At 63.1% G+C, this 20310-nt stretch carries 20 protein-coding genes; 14 read left to right on the forward strand and 6 right to left on the reverse strand.

Annotated features, from left to right (window positions below; translation table 11 throughout):
* Positions 1 to 33: 33 nt before the first annotated feature.
* The 5 genes from ftsY to OHD62_RS34770 all read right to left on the reverse strand — a co-directional run bounded on the left by ftsY (position 34) and on the right by OHD62_RS34770 (position 5307).
* Entirely contained in the window at positions 34 to 1806 is a 1773-nt protein-coding gene (ftsY, locus tag OHD62_RS34750; protein WP_263792184.1) for a signal recognition particle-docking protein FtsY, read from the reverse strand.
* A 12-nt stretch (positions 1807 to 1818) separates the two neighbouring features.
* Complete coding sequence (mtaB, locus tag OHD62_RS34755) at positions 1819 to 3102, reverse strand: tRNA (N(6)-L-threonylcarbamoyladenosine(37)-C(2))-methylthiotransferase MtaB (RefSeq protein WP_263792186.1); 1284 nt, start codon at positions 3100 to 3102, stop codon at positions 1819 to 1821.
* Positions 3102 to 3986 (reverse strand): diaminopimelate epimerase, encoded by an 885-nt coding sequence (dapF, locus tag OHD62_RS34760; RefSeq protein ID WP_263792188.1) that lies wholly within the window; start codon positions 3984 to 3986, stop codon positions 3102 to 3104. Before dapF ends, mtaB begins: the two co-directional genes overlap by 1 nt.
* 98 nt (positions 3987 to 4084) lie before the next feature.
* Positions 4085 to 4246 carry a DUF1328 family protein gene (locus OHD62_RS34765; protein ID WP_006327034.1) on the reverse strand — a complete coding sequence of 54 codons (162 nt, stop codon included), beginning with the start codon at positions 4244 to 4246 and terminating at the stop codon, positions 4085 to 4087.
* A gap of 50 nt (positions 4247 to 4296) precedes the next feature.
* Complete coding sequence (locus OHD62_RS34770) at positions 4297 to 5307, reverse strand: MBL fold metallo-hydrolase (RefSeq protein ID WP_263792192.1); 1011 nt, start codon at positions 5305 to 5307, stop codon at positions 4297 to 4299.
* A gap of 271 nt (positions 5308 to 5578) precedes the next feature.
* Here OHD62_RS34770 and OHD62_RS34775 point away from each other — a divergent pair, with 271 nt between their 5' ends.
* Positions 5579 to 6127: a protease inhibitor Inh/omp19 family protein gene (locus tag OHD62_RS34775; RefSeq protein ID WP_263792194.1), complete on the forward strand. Its 549-nt coding sequence runs from the start codon at positions 5579 to 5581 to the stop codon at positions 6125 to 6127.
* 189 nt (positions 6128 to 6316) lie between these two features.
* Positions 6317 to 7519: a cell division protein ZapE gene (zapE, locus tag OHD62_RS34780; protein ID WP_263792196.1), complete on the forward strand. Its 1203-nt coding sequence runs from the start codon at positions 6317 to 6319 to the stop codon at positions 7517 to 7519.
* A gap of 89 nt (positions 7520 to 7608) precedes the next feature.
* Here zapE and OHD62_RS34785 read toward each other — a convergent pair whose 3' ends face one another.
* Positions 7609 to 8037: a GNAT family N-acetyltransferase gene (locus tag OHD62_RS34785; RefSeq protein WP_263792198.1), complete on the reverse strand. Its 429-nt coding sequence runs from the start codon at positions 8035 to 8037 to the stop codon at positions 7609 to 7611.
* 231 nt (positions 8038 to 8268) lie between these two features.
* On the opposite strand from OHD62_RS34785, the gene mdh reads away from it, so the two are divergent.
* The 12 genes from mdh to lpdA all read left to right on the forward strand — a co-directional run bounded on the left by mdh (position 8269) and on the right by lpdA (position 20296).
* Positions 8269 to 9237: a malate dehydrogenase gene (gene mdh / locus OHD62_RS34790; RefSeq protein WP_263792200.1), complete on the forward strand. Its 969-nt coding sequence runs from the start codon at positions 8269 to 8271 to the stop codon at positions 9235 to 9237.
* A 16-nt stretch (positions 9238 to 9253) separates the two neighbouring features.
* Positions 9254 to 10447, forward strand: coding sequence for an ADP-forming succinate--CoA ligase subunit beta (sucC, locus tag OHD62_RS34795; protein ID WP_263792202.1), 1194 nt, complete (start codon positions 9254 to 9256; stop codon positions 10445 to 10447).
* Positions 10448 to 10451: 4 nt separating this feature from the next.
* A complete protein-coding gene (locus tag OHD62_RS34800) occupies positions 10452 to 10823 on the forward strand; it encodes a cupin domain-containing protein (RefSeq protein WP_263792203.1) in 372 nt (123 codons plus the stop codon).
* A gap of 124 nt (positions 10824 to 10947) precedes the next feature.
* Positions 10948 to 11253, forward strand: coding sequence for a hypothetical protein (locus tag OHD62_RS34805; protein WP_263792205.1), 306 nt, complete (start codon positions 10948 to 10950; stop codon positions 11251 to 11253).
* Positions 11180 to 11596 (forward strand): PIN domain-containing protein, encoded by a 417-nt coding sequence (locus OHD62_RS34810; protein WP_008873395.1) that lies wholly within the window; start codon positions 11180 to 11182, stop codon positions 11594 to 11596. The genes OHD62_RS34805 and OHD62_RS34810 overlap by 74 nt, the downstream gene beginning before the upstream one ends.
* 26 nt (positions 11597 to 11622) lie before the next feature.
* A complete protein-coding gene (gene sucD / locus OHD62_RS34815; protein WP_263792209.1) occupies positions 11623 to 12525 on the forward strand; it encodes a succinate--CoA ligase subunit alpha in 903 nt (300 codons plus the stop codon).
* Positions 12526 to 12655: 130 nt separating this feature from the next.
* On the forward strand, positions 12656 to 15643 hold the full coding sequence (locus OHD62_RS34820; RefSeq protein ID WP_263792211.1) for a 2-oxoglutarate dehydrogenase E1 component: 2988 nt from the start codon (positions 12656 to 12658) through the stop codon (positions 15641 to 15643).
* A gap of 50 nt (positions 15644 to 15693) precedes the next feature.
* Positions 15694 to 16995, forward strand: coding sequence for a 2-oxoglutarate dehydrogenase complex dihydrolipoyllysine-residue succinyltransferase (gene odhB, locus OHD62_RS34825; RefSeq protein WP_263792212.1), 1302 nt, complete (start codon positions 15694 to 15696; stop codon positions 16993 to 16995).
* A gap of 10 nt (positions 16996 to 17005) precedes the next feature.
* Positions 17006 to 17587: a hypothetical protein gene (locus tag OHD62_RS34830; RefSeq protein ID WP_263792214.1), complete on the forward strand. Its 582-nt coding sequence runs from the start codon at positions 17006 to 17008 to the stop codon at positions 17585 to 17587.
* A gap of 9 nt (positions 17588 to 17596) precedes the next feature.
* The gene (locus OHD62_RS34835; RefSeq protein WP_412177467.1) at positions 17597 to 18115 is read left to right on the forward strand and encodes a hypothetical protein; all 519 of its coding nucleotides are present in this window, start codon (positions 17597 to 17599) and stop codon (positions 18113 to 18115) included.
* Positions 18112 to 18867, forward strand: a complete 756-nt coding sequence (locus OHD62_RS34840; protein ID WP_263792215.1) for an SDR family oxidoreductase — start codon at positions 18112 to 18114, stop codon at positions 18865 to 18867. The genes OHD62_RS34835 and OHD62_RS34840 overlap by 4 nt, the downstream gene beginning before the upstream one ends.
* Before the next feature lie 22 nt (positions 18868 to 18889).
* On the forward strand, positions 18890 to 20296 hold the full coding sequence (gene lpdA / locus OHD62_RS34845; RefSeq protein ID WP_263792217.1) for a dihydrolipoyl dehydrogenase: 1407 nt from the start codon (positions 18890 to 18892) through the stop codon (positions 20294 to 20296).
* Positions 20297 to 20310 lie beyond the last annotated feature (14 nt).

Genomic DNA, 20310 nt, shown 5'->3' on the forward strand with positions numbered 1-20310 from the left:
AAAAAGCCTTCGACTTTTTGCGATCATGCTTTTTTAGGCCACTCCAGCGATCGCCCTGGCGAATTCGCTTGCCGAGAAAGGTTCGAGGTCGTCGACCTGTTCGCCGACGCCGATGAAATAGACCGGCAGTTTATGCTTTGCCGCGATCGCCACCAGAATACCGCCGCGCGCCGTGCCGTCCAGCTTGGTCATCACCAGGCCATTGACGCCGGCGACATTGCGGAAGATCTCGACCTGGTTGAGCGCGTTCTGGCCGGTGGTGGCGTCGACTGTCTGCAGCACGGTGTGCGGGGCTTCCGGGTCGAGCTTGCCCAGTACGCGCACGATCTTTTCCAGCTCCGCCATCAGCTCGGTCTTGTTCTGCAGCCGGCCGGCGGTATCGATGATCAGCACGTCGGAGCCGGCTTCCTTGGCCCGCTCGAAGGCATCGTAGGCGAGGCCGGCGGCGTCGGCCCCAAGTTTTGAGGCAATGACCGGCGATTTCGTGCGCTCGCCCCAGATCTTGAGCTGCTCGATCGCCGCGGCGCGGAACGTGTCGCCGGCGGCGAGCATCACCGACAGGCCGCCATCGGTAAGCTTGGCCGCCAGCTTGCCGATGGTCGTGGTCTTGCCGGTGCCGTTGACGCCGACGACCAGGATGACATGCGGCTTGTGCGAGAGGTCGAGCTCCAGCGGCATGGCGACATGGGTCAGCACCTTCTCCACCTCGGCCGCCATGATGGCGCGCACTTCGGTATCGGAGACGTCCTTGCCGTAGCGGCTGGCGGCCAGCGCATCGGTGACGCGCAGAGCCGTTTCCATACCGAGATCGGCACGGATCAGCACATCCTCCAGATCCTGCAGTGTGTCCTCGTCGAGCTTCTTCTTGGTGAAAACGCCGGCAATGTTGCCGGTGAGCTCCCGCGATGAACGGGCGAGTCCGTCCTTCATGCGCTGGAACCATGAGCGTCTTGGCGCAGGCTCCGGCGCCTTTTGCGGTTCCGCTTTCTGCTCGACCTTTTTGGTGACCGTCACCTTGCCCGGGGCGAGGGCGGGCTTTGGCTGCGGCGCCGGTTGTGGGAGGGGCTGCGGTTCGGGCGCGATCTCGGCAAGGATCGGCTGCGTCTCGACCGGCCCCGGCTGGCGAATGGGAGGCGGGATTTCGGCCGGCGGGGCTTCGGTTTCAGGCGCAGGGCCTGCCTCTGAAGATGGCGGCACGGAAGACGGGGTCGGTGGTGGCACCTCGATAGGCGCGGGCTGCTCCGCCGGAACCTCTGCAGGCGGCGTCGGCACTTCGACGGGCGCCGGTTCCGGCTGCCTTTCCGGGCGTGACGGGACGATCTCCGGCTCGGTCGGCGCGGGTGCCGGAACTTCCTGCGGCTGCGGTTCGGGCGCAGGCTCAGGAGCCGCAGGAGGCGGCGCAGGAATTTCCTCTGGTTCGGCCGGCTCGGCAGGTACTTCAGGAGCGGGCTGCGGCTGCTCCACAGGCTCGGGCTCAGGCAGAGGCTCCGGCTCGGACGGAACGACCGGCTCCGGTGCCGGCGGGATGGTCGGGGTCGGCTCGGGCTTTGGCTCCTCGGGCACCGGTTGGGGTGCCGGCGCGGCTTCGACCACAGGAGGTGAGATTGGCTCAACCGGAGACTGGGTCTCCGGCGCCGGCTTAGGCTCTTCGCGCTTCAAGAATTCCGGAACGGTCTGCTCGGCTGCCGGCTTCAGTGCCTCCAGCGCGTCCCATTTGATCGGCGGCAGGGGGGCGGTCTCATCGATCCGCTCCTCGACGACTTCCTTCTTGCCGAATGAAAATATCTTCTTGAAAAAACCGGCCATGCTTCAGCTGTCTCAGGCGGCGCGGGCAGCGAGGGGTGCTGCGATCAGGCGGGCGCCGTCATGGCCGGCGATATCGGCCTCGACGATCTCGCCCGGAGCACCGGTGTCGATGGCGGCAAGCGTAAATCCTTCGGTGCGGCCGAGGCCGTCGCGCTCGACCAGGATCGACTGGCGGGTGCCGGCGAGCGAAGACAAATGCCTGATGTAAGCAGCTTCGCCGGCGGCGCGCAGCCGGGCGGCGCGCTGCTTGACCACGTCGCGGCGGACCTGTGGCATGCGCGCGGCGGGCGTGCCTTCGCGCGGGCTGAATGGGAAGACATGCAGATGCGTCAGGCCGCATTCCCTGACGATTTTTTCCGAGTTCTCGAACATCGCCTCGGTCTCGGTCGGGAAGCCGGCAATGATGTCGGCGCCGAAGACGATGCCGGGGCGTAGTTTCCTGACATCCTCGCAGAAGCGGATCGACTGGTCTCGGCTGTGCCGCCGCTTCATCCGCTTCAGGATCATGTCGTCACCCGACTGCAGCGACAGATGCAGATGCGGCATCAGCCGCGGCTCGGTGGCGATGGCGTCGAGCAAATCGTCGTCGGCTTCGATCGAATCGATGGAGGACAGCCGCAAGCGTTTTACGCCGGGCACCTGCTTCAGGATCGTCTTGACCAATCCGCCGAGCTTAGGGGCGCCCGGCAGGTCGGCGCCGAAACTGGTCATGTCGACGCCGGTCAGCACGATCTCGGCATAGCCATTGTCGCTGAGCCGCTTGACCTGTTCTACCACGGCACCCATCGGCACCGAGCGCGAATTGCCGCGACCATAGGGGATGATGCAGAAGGTGCAGCGATGGTCGCAGCCGTTCTGCACCTGGACGAAGGCGCGCGCCCGGCCCTCGATGGCGTCGACCATGTGGCCGGCCGTCTCGCGCACCGAAAAGATGTCGTTGACGCGCGCCTTCTCGGTGTCGTTGACGCCGAAATCGGGCAGCGCGCGATAGGAGTGCGCCTTGAGCTTCTCCTCATTGCCGAGCACGAGATCGACCTCGTCCATCGCGACAAAATTCTGCGGCTCGGTTTGCGCGGCGCAGCCAGTGACGATGATGCGCGCGCCGGGGTTCTCGCGGCGAGCCTTGCGGATCGACTGCTTGGCCTGGCGCACCGCCTCGCCGGTGACGGCGCAGGTGTTGAAGATGATAGCGCCGCCTTCCAGCGCGCCGAGGCCGGCGTTTTCCGCCTCGCGGCGCATTACCTCGGATTCATAGGTGTTCAGCCGGCAGCCGAAGGTGACAACATCAATTGCCATCAGGCCGCACTTTCGGTGTCGCGGGCCCACGTGCCGGTCGCTGGGTCAAAACTACCGGAAAATTCCCATTCGGCCGCCCCGGTGAGGATGACGTGGTCGTCGTCGCGCCACTCGACATGCAGCGAACCGCCGCCGGGCGTCATCAGCGTGACGCTGCGTCCCGTGCGCTTGGTGCGGGCGGCAGCGACGACGGCGGCACATGCGGCCGAGCCGCAGGCCTTGGTCAGACCCGCACCGCGCTCCCAGGTGCGGACGACCATGGTCTCGGGCGAGGTGACCTGGGCGATGGTGATGTTGGCGCGCTCGGGGAAGATCGGATGGTTCTCGAGCAACGGGCCGAAACGGTCGAGCTCGTAGGACCAGACATCGCGGTCGACCCAGAAGATGGCGTGCGGATTGCCCATCGAGACGACCGACGGCGAATGCAGCACCGGCGTATCGATCGGGCCGATCTGCAACTCGATCATGCGGGTATCGCGAAATTCCTCGGCCAGCGGAATGTCCTGCCAGCCAAAACGCGGTGTGCCCATGTCGACAGAGATCGTGCCATCGGGATGTTCCACGGCGTTGAGGATTCCGGCCCGGGTCTCGAAGGTGAAAGTCTTTTGCCCGGTCTCGGCCGCGAGCGCCTGGACGACGCAGCGCATGCCGTTGCCGCAGGCCTGCGCACTGGAGCCATCGGAATTCAATATGTCGACGTAGTAGGCAGTGCCCGGCGTCTTTGCATCATGGATCGCCATGATCTGATCGAACTTCGTCGCAGCATCGGCATTCAGCGCAATGGCTGCCGGAGCCGACACCCGATCGGCACGGCCGCGCATATCGGCAACGATGATCTCGTTGCCGATGCCATTCATCTTGGCGAAGGGGGCCGTGCCTGCCATTGCTCCGGTGGTTCCGCGTCGGTTAGCCGTGTCCGTTTGGCGCTATATGGCGGAAACGGGCCGGAATTACCAGTGCGGCGCGTTATCGGCGGACGCTCTCACGTCACTGCAAAGACGCCAAGCACGATCAACAGGAAGATGAGAAGAACGATGCCGATGAGAATGCGGGCGCCGGTGGCGGCGGCTCCGGCCAAAGCCGGCATGCCGAGCAGGCTTGCCGCGGCGGCGACGATCAGAAGAATGATGATCCATTTGATCATGGAAGGCTCCCAAATTGTGTCGGCGAAACAACGCGTTTCGGCGACCTCCGCTAGACCGCCGGCACGTCCCAGACTTCGCCGGGCTGCAAGGCGCGAAAGCGTTCGTGCGGCAGGCCTTCGGCGTCCAGCGCCTCGGCCAGTTTCCGGGCCGGCTCGTCGATCGGCTCATTGGTGAGCTGGAACGTGCCCCAGTGGCAGCCGGCGGCATGGGCAGCGTTGCAAAGCTTCATACCTTGCACCGCTTCTTCGGGATTCTGGTGCTGCGGCGCCATGAACCAGCGCGGCTCGTAGGCGCCGATCGGCAGGATGGCGAGGCGCAAGCCGCCATGTTTCTCGGCCATCAGCCGGTAGTTGGTGCCATCGTGGAAACCGGTGTCGCCGGCGAAATAGGCCTTTCCACTTGGGGTTTCGATAACGAAACCCGCCCACAGCGCCATGCGCCGATCGCGCGCGCCGCGCGCCGACCAGTGATGCACCGGCTCGACATGGACGGCGACATCCTTGCCGATATCGACCCGGTCGCCCCAGTCATGCACCGATAGCCGCATGCCGGGCACGGCTTGGTCGATGATGGTGTCGTTGCCGAGCGGGGTCAGCACCAGCGGGTCGTGCTTCGCCTTCAATCGCCTCAGCGTGGCAAGGTCGAGATGGTCGTAGTGGTTGTGGCTGACCAGCACGAGGTCGATCGGCGGCAAATGGGAGAAGGCGATGCCTGGCGGATTGACCCGTTTCGGTCCGGCAAAGGATAGCGGCGAGACACGCGACGACCAGACAGGGTCGGTCAGGATGTTCAGGCCGGCCGTCTGGATGAGCAGCGAGGAGTGACCGACCATGGTCAGACGCAGCCCGGCGCCATCGACGCACGCGGCCGGTCTTGCCTGATGAAACGGGCTTGGCTGCGTCGCCGGCCATTTCGAGCGTTCGCCACCCAGCTGCCATTTCAGCAGGTCGGAAAAACGGCCGGGCGGTTTGCCGTTGGGATTGAAGAACAAGGTGCCGTCGAAATGATCGCTGGGCGGGCCGCTGTAATAGCGGTTGACGGCTCTCTTTCTCGCGGCCAAGGTTTCGGCTCCGGCAGGTTTCGGCTTAGCAGAGATAGGGCCGAAGCCGGCTGGCGCAAACATCTGCCTCGGCAGCCGGACCTCGACCGCTCACCACGCACCGGCCGGCTCCTTGCCAGTGTCGGGCGTCTCAATCGTGATAATTTAGCAACAATTCTTATTGCAAACTGTATTTTTACCATATCGGGTTGAAATTTCGCCACCTTCTCCGTCTTGTTGCGGGTGGGATTTGTGCGGACGGCAGCCCCGGCCGGATCCGACGGAGGTTGGAATGAATTTTTCGAAAGCCGGTCTTGTGGCCGTATCGCTTGCCGCTCTGGTTGCGAGCGGCTGTTCGACCTCACGGTTCTCGTCGATGGATGACCAGCAGCCGGCGCCGCTGGAAGCCGCGCCCGCCGGCAAGGTGACTCAGAATCAGTTGCCGCCGCCGGCATCGCCCGGCACCGCCGACCCGTCGAAATTTCCGACCGCCCCGCAAACCGCGCCAAACACGCAGGTCGCCTCGTTGCCGCCGGATGGAACGGCACCGGCCGGAGCTCCGGATCTGACCGCGGCCAGCGTCGCCGGCGTCTGGAACGCCAGCGTCTCCGGCCAGAGCTGCAAGGTGGCGACGCCACAGACCAAATTCGGCTCCGGCTACCGTGCCGGCCCGTTGCATTGCCCGGCGCCGATCGACGGTATCAAGTCCTGGAACGTTTCCGGCAAGCAGCTGACGCTGTACGACGACAATGGCGGCACGCTGGCTAGGCTCTATTCCTCGGGCGGAGAGAAATTCGACGGCCAGACTTCCAACGGCCTGCCGATCTCGCTTACAAGGTAGGCTAGGATATGCAGATATTCAGGTGATGCCGGCCTGCGAACGGCGGCTTTCTGCGCTTCCGGTGCTCACGTACTTAAAGTACGCTCCGCTCCGGTTCTCGAAAGCCACCATTCTCGGCTCGGCCTAACCTGAATCTCTGCACATCCTAGTCCTCCCTGGAGCATCCTGCTCTGAACAACGACGTGACCGATGCATCTGCGTGACGGCCTCCAGACCCATGCGACCGTCCGGCAGCGCTACGACCATCTGGTTGTATCAGGCGAGATCGAGCGCGATCCGGCGCAGGAGCGGGTTACAGCCGCACTCGACCGGCTGATCGACGAGATCTCGGCCAAGCGGCTGGCGCACAAGTCGAGCGCGCTGGGCTGGCTGTTCGCCCGCAAGCGCGAGACGCATGAGGCTGTCAAGGGCCTCTACATCCATGGCGGTGTCGGCCGCGGCAAGACCATGCTGATGGACATGTTCTTCGAGCTGGTGCCGGTCAGGCGCAAGCGCCGTGTGCATTTCAACGACTTCATGGCCGATGTGCAGGATCGCATCCAGAAGCACAGGTTGGCGCGCAAGAATGGCGACGTCAGGGAGGACGACCCGATCCCGCCGGTGGCGCGCACGCTGGCCGAGGAAGCCTGGGTGCTGTGCTTCGACGAATTCTCCGTCACCGACATCGCCGACGCGATGATCCTGTCCAGGCTGTTTTCGGCGATGTTTGCCAATGGCGTGGTGCTGGTCGCCACCTCCAATGTCGCGCCTGACGATCTCTATCGGGATGGGCTGAACCGCCAGCTTTTCCTGCCCTTCATCGGCATACTGGAACGGCATGCCCATGTGCTGGCGCTGGATGCCGACAAGGATTACCGGCTGGACAAGCTCAGCCGCATGCCGGTCTACATCACCCCCGCGGATGCGGCCGCCGACGCCGCGCTCGACGCGGCCTGGGAGGCGATGACGCATGGCAGGCCGACGGCCGAGACGACGCTGACGGTGAAGGGCCGGCAGGTCGTGGTGCCGGCTGCCGCCGGCGAGGCGGCGCGCTTCTCCTTTGCCGATCTCTGTGAAAAGCCGCTCGGCGCCCGCGACTACCTTGCCATCGCAGCCCGCTTCTCGACCATCTTCATCGACCGCGTGCCGGCGCTCGGCGAAGGTCGGCGCAACGAGGCGAAACGCTTCATCCTGTTGATCGACACGCTCTACGACCATCATGTGCGGCTGGTGGTGAGTGCGGCGGCATTGCCGCCCGAACTCTATACCGCCAAGCGCGGCAACGAAGTGTTCGAGTTCGAGCGCACGGCGTCGCGGTTGATCGAGATGCAGAGCCGCGACTGGCTTGAGGATTGGGTGAAAAGGCAGAAGATGCGCACAACGGCGGAAGAGGCGCGGCAGGCGCAGGCGTAGAACCCTGCATTCGTCATCCTAGGTCTCCGCGACGTCACTTCGCTCCCGCTCCGCCCGAGGATGACTAAGTGGGGAGGCTTCGGCCATTTCTATAGCTTATACACATACATGACGAATTCTTCCGCCTCGCCGTGCGCCTCCTTGCGCGACTCATAAAGCGCTCGCGCCGCAACATTGTCCGGCTCGGTTCCGACCCAGGCTTCTTCACAACCGTTCTCACGGCCGAGCTCAAACATGGCGTCGAGCATTTTGCGCGCGATGCCTTGCCGCTGAAAGGCTGGCGAGACGCCTACCTCGTCGACATAAAGCTCGCTCGCCTTGTCCGGATGGCGGTGGATGACGGCGGCGCATTGCCCGACGACCGCGCCGTCGGCCAGCGCCACGATCATGAAGTGACCGGGCGAGGTGAGATATGCGGCCAACCTGTCGGCCCTCACCGGTTCGTCGAACACCTCTTCAGCGAGGCGCATCACAAGGGCGTCATCGCCCGCTTCAAGCCTTCTGATTTCGGTCATCATTGTGTAATCTCTCCCAGGTCGGCTTAATAATTTTGACGTTTACGTAATTCCCATTGTTTCTAACCGATTGAAATCACTCACTCCAAAATAATCGATTGAATATTTTTTGCGCCGGAGCTACTGGTGCGGCGAAAATCCGCGGTTTCCCGTAGCATTCCGGCCTCTTTCTCGACGCATCATCAAGTCGCCCAGGATTGGGCGCTGTCACAGACAAAGGGAAAACATCCTGACATGGCACGCAACAAGATAGCGCTTATCGGCTCGGGCATGATCGGCGGCACGCTCGCCCACATGATCGGCCTCAAGGACCTCGGCGACGTGGTGCTGTTCGATATCGCCGAGGGTATTCCGCAGGGCAAGGGGTTGGATATAGCGCAGTCGTCGCCGGTCGATGGGTTTGATTCCAGGCTGACCGGCGTCAACGACTATGCCGGCATCGAGGGCGCCGATGTCTGCATCGTCACCGCCGGCGTGCCGCGCAAGCCCGGCATGAGCCGCGACGATCTCTTGGGCATCAATCTGAAGGTGATGGAGCAGGTCGGCGCCGGTCTCAAGAAATACGCGCCGAAAGCTTTCGTCATCTGCATCACCAACCCGCTCGACGCCATGGTGTGGGCGCTGCAGAAATTCTCAGGCCTGCCGAAGACCCATGTCGTCGGCATGGCCGGCGTGCTCGACAGTTCGCGCTTCCGCTATTTCCTGGCTGAGGAATTCAAGGTCTCGGTCGAGGACGTTACCGCTTTCGTGCTCGGCGGCCATGGCGATTCCATGGTGCCGATGATCCGTTATTCGACGGTTGCCGGCATCCCGCTGCCCGACCTCGTCAAGATGGGCTGGACCTCGAAGGAAAAGCTCGACCAGATCGTGCAGCGCACCCGCGACGGCGGCGCCGAGATCGTCGGCCTGCTCAAGACCGGCTCGGCCTATTATGCGCCGGCCGCCTCGGCGATCTCGATGGCCGAAGCCTATCTCAAGGACAAGAAGCGCGTGCTGCCTTGTGCTGCGCATCTCTCCGGCCAGTATGGCGTGAAAAACACCTATGTCGGCGTTCCCGTGGTGATCGGCGCCGGCGGTGTCGAGCGCATCATCGAGATCGAGCTTTCGAAGAGCGAGCAGAAGATGTTCGACAGTTCGGTGGCGGCGGTGCAGGGCCTGACCGAGGCCTGCGTCAACATCGCGCCGCATCTCGCTTCGAAGTAAACCGGAGACACCGAGCATGAACATTCATGAGTATCAGGGCAAGGCGCTGCTGAAGGGTTTTGGCGCACCGGTGGCCGACGGCGTGCCGGTGTTCGAGGCCAGCGAGGCGGAAGCCGCTGCCAAGGCGCTGCCCGGCCCGCTCTATGTGGTGAAGAGCCAGATCCATGCCGGTGGCCGCGGCAAGGGCAGGTTCAAGGAACTCGGCCCCGACGCCAAGGGCGGGGTGCGGCTGGCGAAGTCGGTGGCCGAAGTCGTCGCCAACGTCAAGGAAATGCTGGGCAACACGCTGGTCACCAAGCAGACAGGCCCGGCCGGCAAGCAGGTCAACCGGCTCTATATCGAGGACGGCGCCGACATCGAGCGCGAGCTTTATCTGTCGCTGCTGGTCGATCGCACGGTCGGCCGCATCGCCTTCGTCGTCTCCACCGAAGGCGGCATGGACATTGAGGGCGTCGCCCACGACACGCCGGAAAAGATTGTCACGCTGGCAATAGACCCGGAAAAAGGCGTCACCGCCGGCGATGTGAAAAAGATCAACGCGGCCTACCATCTGGATGGCGACGCGGCCAAGGACGGCGAGACGCTGTTCCCGCTGCTTTACAATGTCTTTGTCGAGAAGGACATGAGCCTGCTCGAGGTCAATCCGCTGATCGTCATGAAGAACGGCCGGCTGCGCGTGCTCGACGCCAAAGTGTCGTTCGACAACAACGCGCTGTTCCGCCACCCCGACGTGCTGGAACTGCGCGACACCACCGAAGAGGACGAGAAGGAGATTGAGGCGTCGAAATACGACCTCGCCTATGTCGCGCTCGACGGCAATATCGGCTGCATGGTCAACGGCGCCGGCCTCGCCATGGCGACGATGGACATCATCAAGCTCTATGGCGCCGAACCCGCCAACTTCCTAGATGTCGGCGGCGGCGCGTCGAAGGAGAAGGTGACGGCGGCCTTCAAGATCATCACCCGGGATCCGGCGGTCGAGGGCATCCTGATCAACATCTTCGGCGGCATCATGAAGTGTGACGTCATCGCCGAGGGCGTGATCGCCGCGGTCAAGGAGGTCGGGCTGAAAGTGCCGCTGGTGGTGCGGCTTGAAGGCACCAATGCCGAACTCGGCAAGAAGATCATCAACGACAGCGGACTCAATGTGGTTTCGGCCGATGATCTCGACGACGCGGCGCAGAAGATCGTCAAGGCGGTGAAGGGCTGATCTGGTGCCTCCGCGCAAGATAAACCTCGTCGAGGCGGCTGATCGGAAGATCACCAAGGTCTTCGATCCGCACATTGCCGGCGACGTGAATGACAGTCAGGCGAAGGTCGCCAAGTTTGGCGAGATCTTCGACTGGCATGCGCATGACAATGAGGACGAGGCCTTTCTCGTGCTGCGCGGCCGCATCGCCATCGATTTCCGCGACGGTCCGGTCGAGCTCGGCGAGGGCGATTTCATCGTCGTGCCGCGTGGCGTCGAGCACCGGCCGCGCTCGCTCACCGAACAGCCTGTAGTGCTGATGTTCGAGCCGGCGACGACGCTCAACACCGGCAATGCCAAGAGCGACCTCACCGTCGCCGAACTGAAGCGGCTCTGACCATGAGCGCGCAGCGCCTCGCCACATGGGGGAAGGCTGAACCGATGGAGATCGGGGGCAAGACGGTTGAAGGATCACACATAATCGCACATATTATGGCTGTGTGTTTATGTGGAGACGGATGATGAAGAACGTCACGCTGGCCATGGATGAAGCTTTGCTCGACAAGGCGCGAGGTCTTGCCGAACGTCGCAAGACGACTCTCAACGCCCTCATTCGTTCACTGCTTGCGCATGAAGTAGAGCAGGAAGACCGGATCGCCTGGGCGAAGGCTGGAATGAAGCGGCTCATGGACGAGGCCGCGAAACGAAGCGACAGCGCCGACACTCCCTACAAGTGGGATCGAAGGGACGCCTATGCCGACCGGGAAGATCGATTGCTTTCTCGACACGAACGTCCTGATCTACGCGGCTTCGGAGAAGAATCGTGATCCGCGCCGCGCGCCAATCGCCGAAGACCTTATCTCGGGGAACGTCTTTGGCGTTTCGGGGCAAACCTTGGCCGAATTCGTTGCAGTGGCACGAGGGAAATCCCTTCTGGGGGATGATTTGCTCGACCAATGGCTGGTCTTGCTCGGAACCTGCCCGTTGGTGCCGGTCGACGAAAGCTATGTTCGCGCGGGACTGGACCTCGCGCGCCGCTACGGAATTCACTACTACGACGCCGCGCTTCTCGCCGCGGCCGGGTATCTCGGCGCACCGATTTTCTACACCGAAGATCTCAACCACAACCAGGTTTATGGCTCGGTCCGAGCCGTCAATCCTTTCTTGTAATCGCTGAATTAGAGGCGTTCTCACCCATGTCCATTCTCGTCGACAAGAACACCAAGGTGCTCGTGCAGGGCCTGACCGGTAAGACCGGCACGTTCCATACGGAACAGGCGCTGGCCTATCATGGCACCAAAATGGTCGGCGGCATCCATCCCAAGAAGGGTGGCGAGACCTGGACCGGCGCCAAGGGCGAGAACCTGCCGATCTTTGCCACCGTCGCTGAAGGCAAGGCCAAGACCGGCGCCAACGCCTCCGTCGTCTATGTGCCGCCGGCGGGTGCGGCCGAGGCGATCCTGGAAGCCATCGAAGCCGAGATCCCGCTGATCGTCTGCATCACCGAAGGCATTCCGGTGATGGACATGGTCAAGGTCAAGGCAAGGCTCGACCGCTCGACATCGCGGCTGATCGGCCCCAACTGCCCGGGCGTGCTGACCCCCGACGAATGCAAGATCGGCATCATGCCGGGCAACATCTTCCGCAAGGGCTCGGTGGGCGTTGTTTCGCGCTCTGGAACGCTTACCTATGAAGCTGTGTTCCAGACCACCAATGTCGGCCTCGGCCAGACGACGGCCGTCGGCATTGGCGGCGATCCAGTCAAAGGCACGGAGTTCATCGACGTGCTGGAGATGTTTCTCGCCGACGACGAGACCAAGTCGATCATCATGATCGGTGAGATCGGCGGTTCGGCCGAGGAAGACGCCGCGCAATTCCTCAAGGACGAGGCCAAACGCGGTCGCAAGAAGCCGATGGCCGGCTTCATTGCCGGCCGCACGGCGCCGGCCGGCCGCACCATGGGTCACGCAGGCGCGGTTATCTCCGGCGGCAAGGGCGGCGCCGAGGACAAGATCGCGGCGATGGAATCGGCCGGGATCAAGGTTTCGCCGTCGCCGGCAAGGCTCGGCACGACGTTGGTCGAGGCGATCAAGGGTTAGTGACTAGCGAGTAGTGAATAGCGAATAGGGAAAACAGAGTAACCGCGCGACCTAGGAAAAATCCCTACTCGCTATTCGCTACTCACTATTCGCTCTGAAAAGGAGACGGAGCCAGGCTCCGCGGACAAAAATGGCAAGACAAGATCAGGCCAACGACCAGTTTTCGCTTACTTCTTTCCTCTATGGCGGCAACGCCGACTATATCGAGGCGTTGCATGCCGCCTATGAGGACGATCCCGAATCGGTCAATCCCGAATGGCAGGACTTCTTCGCGGCGCTGAAGGACGATGCCGGCGATGTCCGCAAGAATGCCGAGGGCGCATCGTGGGCCAGGCCCTCCTGGCCGCTGCAGGCCAATGGCGAGCTGGTTTCGGCGCTCGACGGCAATTGGGGCCTCGTCGAAAAGGCGATCGAGAAGAAGGTCAAGGAGAAGGCGGTCGTCAACGGCGCCGTGCTTTCCGACGCCGACGTGCACCAGGCGACGCGCGATTCCGTGCGCGCCATCATGATGATCCGCGCCTACCGCATGCGCGGCCATTTGCACGCCAACCTCGACCCGCTCGGCATCGCCAAGCCGCTCGAGGACTATAACGAATTGTCGCCGGAGAATTACGGCTTCACATCAGCCGACTACGACCGGCCGATCTTCCTCGACAATGTGCTCGGCCTCGAATTCGGCACCATCCGGCAGATGCTGGATATCCTGACCCGCACCTATTGCTCGACGCTCGGCGTCGAGTTCATGCATATTTCCGATCCCGAGGAGAAGGCCTGGATCCAGGCGCGTATCGAGGGCGCCGACAAGGAGATCACCTTCACCGCCACCGGCAAGAAGGCGATCCTGCAGAAGCTGGTCGAGGCCGAAGGTTTCGAGCAGTTCGCCGACATCAAGTTCAAGGGCACCAAGCGCTTCGGCCTCGATGGCAGCGAAGGGCTGATCCCGGCGCTGGAGCAGATCATCAAGCGTGGCGGCCAGCTCGGCATGAAGGAAATCGTGCTCGGCATGGCGCATCGCGGCCGGCTGAATGTGCTCTCCCAGGTGATGGGCAAGCCGCACCGCGCCATCTTCCACGAATTCAAGGGCGGCTCGGCCGCTCCTGACGAGGTCGAAGGCTCGGGTGACGTCAAGTACCATCTCGGCGCCTCGTCGGACCGCGAATTCGACGGCAACAAGGTGCATTTGTCCTTGACCGCCAATCCTTCGCATCTGGAAATCGTCGATCCGGTGGTGATGGGCAAGGCGCGGGCCAAGCAGGACTATCTGTTCGGCCGCAGCCGCGAGGAGATTGTGCCGCTGGAAGAGCGCGCCAAGGTGCTGCCGCTGCTGCTGCATGGCGATGCCGCCTTTGCCGGCCAGGGCGTGATCGCCGAAATCCTCGGCCTTTCGGGCCTGCGCGGCCACCGGGTCGCCGGCACGCTGCATTTCATCATCAACAACCAGATCGGCTTCACCACCAATCCGCGCTTCTCGCGCTCCTCGCCCTATCCGTCCGACGTGGCCAAGATGATCGAGGCGCCGATCTTCCACGTCAATGGCGACGACCCGGAAGCCACGGTCCACGCCGCCAAGGTGGCGATCGAGTTCCGCATGAAGTTCCACAAGCCAGTGGTGGTGGACATGTTCTGCTATCGCCGCTTCGGCCACAACGAGGGCGACGAACCGGCTTTCACCCAGCCGATCATGTACCGCAACATCCGCACCCACAAGACGACGGTGCAGATCTATGCCGACCGGCTGATCGCCGAGGGCCACATCACCCAGGCCGAGTTCGACAAGATGAAGGCCGACTGGCGCGCGCATCTCGAATCGGAGTGGGAAGTCGGCCAGCACTACAAGCCCAACAAGGCCGACTGGCTGGACGGCGCGTGGTCGGGTCTGCGCACGGCCGACAACCAGGACGAACAGCGGCGCGGCAAGACCGCTGTGCCGGTCAAGACGCTGAAGGAGATCGGCAAGAAGCTGACCGAGGTGCCGAAGGATTTCGAGGCGCACAAGACCATCATCCGTTTCCTCGAGAACCGTCGCCAGGCGATCGAGTCGGGCGAAGGCATCGACTGGTCGACGGCCGAGGCGCTGGCCTTCGGCGCCATCCTGCTCGACGGCAATCCGATCCGGCTGTCCGGGCAGGATTCGGAGCGCGGCACCTTCTCGCAACGCCATTCCGTGCTCTACGACCAGCGCGACGAGACACGCTACATCCCGCTCAACAATCTGTCGGCCGCGCAGGCCGGCTTCGAGGTCATCAACTCGATGCTGTCGGAAGAGGCCGTGCTCGGTTTCGAATATGGCTACAGCCTGGCCGAGCCGAAGGCGCTGACGCTATGGGAGGCCCAGTTCGGCGATTTCGCCAATGGCGCCCAGGTGGTGTTCGACCAGTTCATCTCCAGTGGAGAGCGCAAGTGGCTGCGCATGTCGGGCCTCGTCTGCCTGCTGCCACATGGCTATGAAGGCCAGGGGCCGGAACATTCCTCGGCCCGCCTCGAGCGCTTCCTGCAGCTTTGCGCCGAAGACAACATGCAGGTGGCCAATTGCACGACACCGGCCAATTATTTCCACATATTGCGCCGGCAATTGAAGCGGGATTTCCGCAAGCCGCTGATCCTGATGACGCCGAAGTCGCTGCTGCGCCACAAGCGGGCGGTGTCGACACTGCCGGAAATATCAGGCGAAAGCTCGTTCCACCGGCTGTTGTGGGACGATGCCCAGTTGCTGCAGGGCCAGGCGATCAAGCTCACCAAGGATTCGAAGATCCGCCGGGTCGTACTCTGCTCGGGCAAGGTCTATTACGACCTCTACGAAGAGCGCGAGAAGCGCGGCATCAACGACATCTACCTGCTGCGCGTCGAACAGCTCTATCCGTTCCCGGCCAAGGCGCTGATCACCGAACTGTCGCGTTTCCGTAATGCCGAGATGGTGTGGTGCCAGGAGGAGCCCAAGAACATGGGCGCCTGGTCGTTCATCGATCCGTATCTGGAATGGGTGCTGGCGCATATCGACGCCAAGCATCAGCGGGTGCGCTACACCGGCCGGCCGGCCGCGGCGTCGCCGGCGACCGGATTGATGTCGAAGCATCTTGCCCAGCTTGCCGCCTTGCTCGAAGACGCGCTTGGTGAGTAGGACAGAACCGGGCGAATAGAACCTCAAACGAGACAGAACGGACAGGCACAATGGCTACCGAAATCCGCGTTCCCACTCTCGGCGAATCCGTCACCGAGGCGACCATCGGCAAATGGTTCAAGAAGGTGGGCGATGCGGTCGCCGCCGACGAGCCACTGGTCGAACTCGAAACCGACAAGGTGACGGTGGAAGTGCCGGCGGCGGCAGCTGGAACGCTGAGCGAGATCGCCGCCAAGGAAGGCGAGACGGTCGAGGTCGGTGCGCTGCTGGGCACGATTTCGGCAGGTGACGGCGCCAAGGCGGCAGCTCCCGAAGCCAAGGCCGCTCCGGAGAAGCAGCAGGCAGTGTCGCAGGCCTCGTCGCCGAATGCCGCGTCCACCGTCAAGCAGGCAGCGGCCGAGACCGCCAGGATCGCCGGTGACGCCGGCGCTATCGAGGCGCGCAGCATGCCGCCGGCGCCGTCGGCCGCGAAGCTGCTGGCCGAGCACAATCTCGCCGTCGATCAGGTCTCGGGTTCCGGCAAGCGCGGCCAGGTGTTGAAGGGCGACGTGCTCGACGCGATCTCCAAGGGCGCGCCATCGCAACCGGCCGAGACGCCGAAGGCGGTTCCGGCCCCGGTTGTCGCGCGTGCGCCGTCCTCCACCGATGATGCATCGCGCGAGGAACGCGTGCGCATGACCAAGCTGCGCCAGACCATCGCGCGCCGGCTCAAGGAAGCGCAGTCGACCGCCGCCATGCTGACCACTTTCAACGAGGTCGACATGTCAGCGGTGATGGCGCTGAGGACCAAGTACAAGGATGTGTTCGAAAAGAAGCACGGAGTGAAGCTCGGCTTCATGGGCTTCTTCACCAAGGCCGTCACCCATGCGCTGAAGGAGATCCCTTCGGTCAACGCCGAGATCGATGGCACCGACATCATCTTCAAGAACTATGCCCATATCGGCGTTGCCGTCGGCACCGAGAAAGGCCTCGTCGTGCCTGTCGTGCGCAACGCCGACCAGATGTCTATCGCCGAGATCGAGAAGGAGATCGGCCGGCTTGGGCTTGCGGCACGCGACGGCAAGCTCTCGGTCGCGGATATGCAGGGCGGCACCTTCACCATCTCCAACGGTGGTGTCTACGGGTCGCTGATGTCGACGCCGATCCTCAATGCGCCGCAGTCGGGCATCCTGGGCATGCACAAGATCCAGGACCGGCCGGTCGTGGTCGGCGGCCAGATCGTGATCCGGCCGATGATGTATCTGGCGCTCTCCTACGATCACCGCATCGTCGACGGCAAGGAAGCGGTGACCTTCCTGGTCCGCGTCAAGGAAAGCCTGGAGGACCCGGAGCGGCTGGTGCTCGATCTGTAGGGTGGGTTCGGTGGCCGATCCCGTCGAACCAATTGATCTGTTGGAACTTCTGACGACAGGCCGCGCGGGGCCGATCGAACTAGGCAAAAGCAACCGGGAAACGATTCGCGGCTTGATAGATCCAGATGATCTGCGAGCGGACGATCCTTATCGTCACGAAGATACTACGTCAGCGTGGTGTATATACGGTGCGAATTGCGAGTTCTTTTTCGGTCCCGATTTTCGCCTGAGGTCAATCAAGGTCGAGCCTGTCTTTGGAAGATTACAGGTCGGCGGGATGATGACGACCTGGCAAGGCGATCTGGACATCGATCTGGGGCGACATCCCGCAATTTTTGCAGGCAGCAAACCGATAGCGATCCACAGCCTGCCCAAGGCATTGCAGTTTCTGAATAAGCCCGAATTCAGGTGGACAATCGGTGGGGGCGATGAGCGTGACGTTTATATCGAGCTGGCGGAAGGCTCTCGCAGCCTGACCCTCAAATACGAGGTAAACGCCATACCGGTCGACGCGCGCGCAAACGTTGCCTTCGAGATAGACTATTTCCTGGCCACGATCTTCATGGTCGATCGGAACGTTCAAGGCGGATAGAATCCACAGATGACGATCCGTTCCTTCCACCAGTATGCGATTGTGTCGGCCGCATCGCTCGCGGCCGGGCCGGTCATGTCCGCATCGGCGGCTTTCGCTGCCTGCCCGCTCGAACTCGCCGTCTATGGCGATGCCGAAAGCGAAGCCGGCATCGATTTCAGGCCGACCGGGGAATCGGCCGTTGTCACCAACAGCTTCAAGATGGTGCTCGACAAGGGCGTGGTGCTCGACGGCATCGTCATGTGGACGGAAGGGGTGGCGCGGCCGCATGGCTCGCTGATGTACAAATGCCCGACCGGCGACGTGACTGGCGACGAGCTCGCCGCCTGCACGGTGTGGGAGGGTGTCATCTACAGTTCCGACGACCAGGGCAAGATCACCTTGCTGCCGGCCGAAGGTGTCGATGCGCCGAAGACGCTGATCTTTCCCGATCTCGGGCCGTCGCTGCAAATGTCGGCAGCCTATGGTGAAAACGGGTTTTCGAAAGTGCCGTGGGACGTCTTTGCGCTGAAGGGGTGCCAGGAATGAGCGACGCACAAAAGGTGCTGCTGGTCACCGGTGGCAGCCGGGGTATTGGCGCCGCCATCTGCCGGCTGGGTGCCGAGGCCGGTTATCGCGTCGCGGTCAATTATGCGTCGAACGAAAACGCCGCCAACGCGCTGGTTGCCGAGATCAAGGCCGCCGGCGGCGCGGCTTTTGCCGTCAAGGGCGATGTCGGAGTTGAAGCCGATGTCGTTGCCATGTTCGAGACTGTAGACCGCGCCTTCGGCCGGCTCGACGCGTTCGTCAACAATGCCGGTATCGTCGACGTCAAGGCGCGTGTCGACGAGATGAGCGGCGCCCGGGTCGAGCGCATGATGCGCATCAACGTCGTCGGCTCATTCCTATGCGCCCGCGAGGCGGTCAGGCGCATGTCGACCCGCCATGGCGGCAAGGGCGGCGCCATCGTCAACATCTCGTCCGCGGCGGCTCGGCTGGGCGCACCCGGCGAATATGTCGACTATGCCGCCTCCAAGGGTGCGATCGACACCTTGACCATCGGCCTGGCGCGCGAGGTTGTGACCGAAGGCGTGCGCGTCAATGCGGTCAGCCCCGGCATCACCGACACCGAGATCCATGCTTCCGGCGGCCAGCCGGACCGCGTGGCGCGGATGCAGGACTTGCTGCCGATGAAGCGGGCAGCCACATCGGATGAAGTCGCGAGCGCGGTTCTCTATCTTCTGTCGGACGCCGCCTCCTATATAACGGGCGCGATCCTGAATGTGAGCGGCGGCCGCTAGGCGCCAAGCAAAGGACAAGACCATGGCTTATGACGTCGTTATCATCGGATCGGGGCCGGGCGGCTATGTCTGCGCCATCAAGGCGGCGCAGCTCGGCCTGAAGACGGCGGTGGTCGAGAAGAACGCGACCTTCGGCGGCACCTGCCTCAACATCGGCTGCATTCCATCCAAGGCGCTGCTCCATGCCTCGGAGATGTTCGCCGAGGCCGGTCATTCCTTCGATACGCTGGGCGTCGAGATATCAGCGCCGAAGCTCAACCTGAAAAAGATGATGGCGCACAAGGATGCGACAGTGACGGCCAACGTCAACGGCGTCGCCTTCCTGTTCAAGAAGAACAAGATCGACAGCTTTCGCGGCACTGGCAAGGTGCTGTCCGCCGGCAAGGTGTCGGTGACCGGCGAGGACGGCAAGGTCGAGGAGATTGAGACCAAGAACATCGTCATCGCCACCGGCTCGGATGTCGCCGGCATTCCGGGCGTCAAGGTCGATATCGACGAGAAGGTGATCCTGTCTTCAACCGGTGCGTTGTCGCTGGACAAGGTGCCGGGCCATCTGGTGGTGGTCGGCGGCGGCGTCATCGGGCTGGAACTCGGCTCGGTGTGGGCGCGGCTCGGTGCCAAGGTCACCGTCGTCGAATTCCTCGACACCATTTTGGGTGGTATGGATGGCGAGGTCTCCAAGCAGTTCCAGCGCATGCTGTCCAAGCAAGGCTTCGAATTCAAGCTGGGCGCCAAGGTCACCGGCGTGGCCAAGGCCAAGAAGGGCGCGACCGTCACTTTCGAGCCGGTCAAGGGCGGCGCTGCCGAGACGATCGAGGCGGATGCGGTGCTGATCGCAACGGGCCGCCGGGCCTATGCGGACAGTCTCGGGCTGAAGGAGGCCGGGGTCGAGGTCGACGAGCGCGGTCGGGTCAAGACCGACGGCCATCTCCGGACCAATGTGCCCGGCATCTACGCCATCGGCGACGTCATCGCCGGGCCGATGCTTGCCCACAAGGCCGAGGACGAAGGCGTGGCGGTGGCCGAGACCATTGCCGGTCAGGCCGGGCATGTGAACTACGAGGTGATCCCGAGCGTCGTCTACACCAGTCCGGAAATCGCTTCCATCGGCAAGACCGAGGAGGAGCTGAAGAAGGCCGGCATCGACTACAAGATTGGAAAATTTCCGTTCACCGCCAATGGCCGGGCGCGCGCCATGCTGCACACCGACGGCTTCGTCAAGATCCTGGCCGACAAGGCCAGCGACCGCGTGCTCGGCGTCCATATCGTTGGCTTCGGTGCCGGCGAGATGATCCACGAGGCGGCGGTGCTGATGGAGTTCGGCGGCTCGTCGGAAGATCTCGCCCGCACCTGCCATGCCCATCCGACAATGTCGGAAGCGGTAAAGGAAGCGGCGCTGGCCACCTTCTTCAAGCCGATCCATATCTAAGTCTGTAAGGGCCG

The organism is Mesorhizobium sp. YC-39 (genome assembly GCF_025753795.1).
In the GTDB taxonomy this organism is placed as follows: Bacteria; Pseudomonadota; Alphaproteobacteria; order Rhizobiales; family Rhizobiaceae; genus Mesorhizobium.

What these genes read in the sequence shown, in the direction of transcription:
- mtaB (WP_263792186.1), bottom strand. Translation starts at nt 3,102, where the DNA reads ATGGCAATTGATGTTGTCACCTTCGGCTGCCGGCTGAACACCTATGAA.
- mdh (WP_263792200.1), top strand. Translation starts at nt 8,269, where the DNA reads ATGGCACGCAACAAGATAGCGCTTATCGGCTCGGGCATGATCGGCGGC.
- OHD62_RS34840 (WP_263792215.1), top strand. Translation starts at nt 18,112, where the DNA reads ATGAGCGACGCACAAAAGGTGCTGCTGGTCACCGGTGGCAGCCGGGGT.
- lpdA (WP_263792217.1), top strand. Translation starts at nt 18,890, where the DNA reads ATGGCTTATGACGTCGTTATCATCGGATCGGGGCCGGGCGGCTATGTC.
- zapE (WP_263792196.1), top strand. Translation starts at nt 6,317, where the DNA reads ATGCATCTGCGTGACGGCCTCCAGACCCATGCGACCGTCCGGCAGCGC.
- OHD62_RS34810 (WP_008873395.1), top strand. Translation starts at nt 11,180, where the DNA reads ATGCCGACCGGGAAGATCGATTGCTTTCTCGACACGAACGTCCTGATC.
- sucD (WP_263792209.1), top strand. Translation starts at nt 11,623, where the DNA reads ATGTCCATTCTCGTCGACAAGAACACCAAGGTGCTCGTGCAGGGCCTG.
- odhB (WP_263792212.1), top strand. Translation starts at nt 15,694, where the DNA reads ATGGCTACCGAAATCCGCGTTCCCACTCTCGGCGAATCCGTCACCGAG.
- OHD62_RS34805 (WP_263792205.1), top strand. Translation starts at nt 10,948, where the DNA reads ATGAAGAACGTCACGCTGGCCATGGATGAAGCTTTGCTCGACAAGGCG.
- OHD62_RS34820 (WP_263792211.1), top strand. Translation starts at nt 12,656, where the DNA reads ATGGCAAGACAAGATCAGGCCAACGACCAGTTTTCGCTTACTTCTTTC.
- OHD62_RS34835 (WP_412177467.1), top strand. Translation starts at nt 17,597, where the DNA reads ATGACGATCCGTTCCTTCCACCAGTATGCGATTGTGTCGGCCGCATCG.
- dapF (WP_263792188.1), bottom strand. Translation starts at nt 3,986, where the DNA reads ATGGCAGGCACGGCCCCCTTCGCCAAGATGAATGGCATCGGCAACGAG.
- OHD62_RS34775 (WP_263792194.1), top strand. Translation starts at nt 5,579, where the DNA reads ATGAATTTTTCGAAAGCCGGTCTTGTGGCCGTATCGCTTGCCGCTCTG.
- OHD62_RS34765 (WP_006327034.1), bottom strand. Translation starts at nt 4,246, where the DNA reads ATGATCAAATGGATCATCATTCTTCTGATCGTCGCCGCCGCGGCAAGC.
- OHD62_RS34785 (WP_263792198.1), bottom strand. Translation starts at nt 8,037, where the DNA reads ATGATGACCGAAATCAGAAGGCTTGAAGCGGGCGATGACGCCCTTGTG.
- ftsY (WP_263792184.1), bottom strand. Translation starts at nt 1,806, where the DNA reads ATGGCCGGTTTTTTCAAGAAGATATTTTCATTCGGCAAGAAGGAAGTC.
- sucC (WP_263792202.1), top strand. Translation starts at nt 9,254, where the DNA reads ATGAACATTCATGAGTATCAGGGCAAGGCGCTGCTGAAGGGTTTTGGC.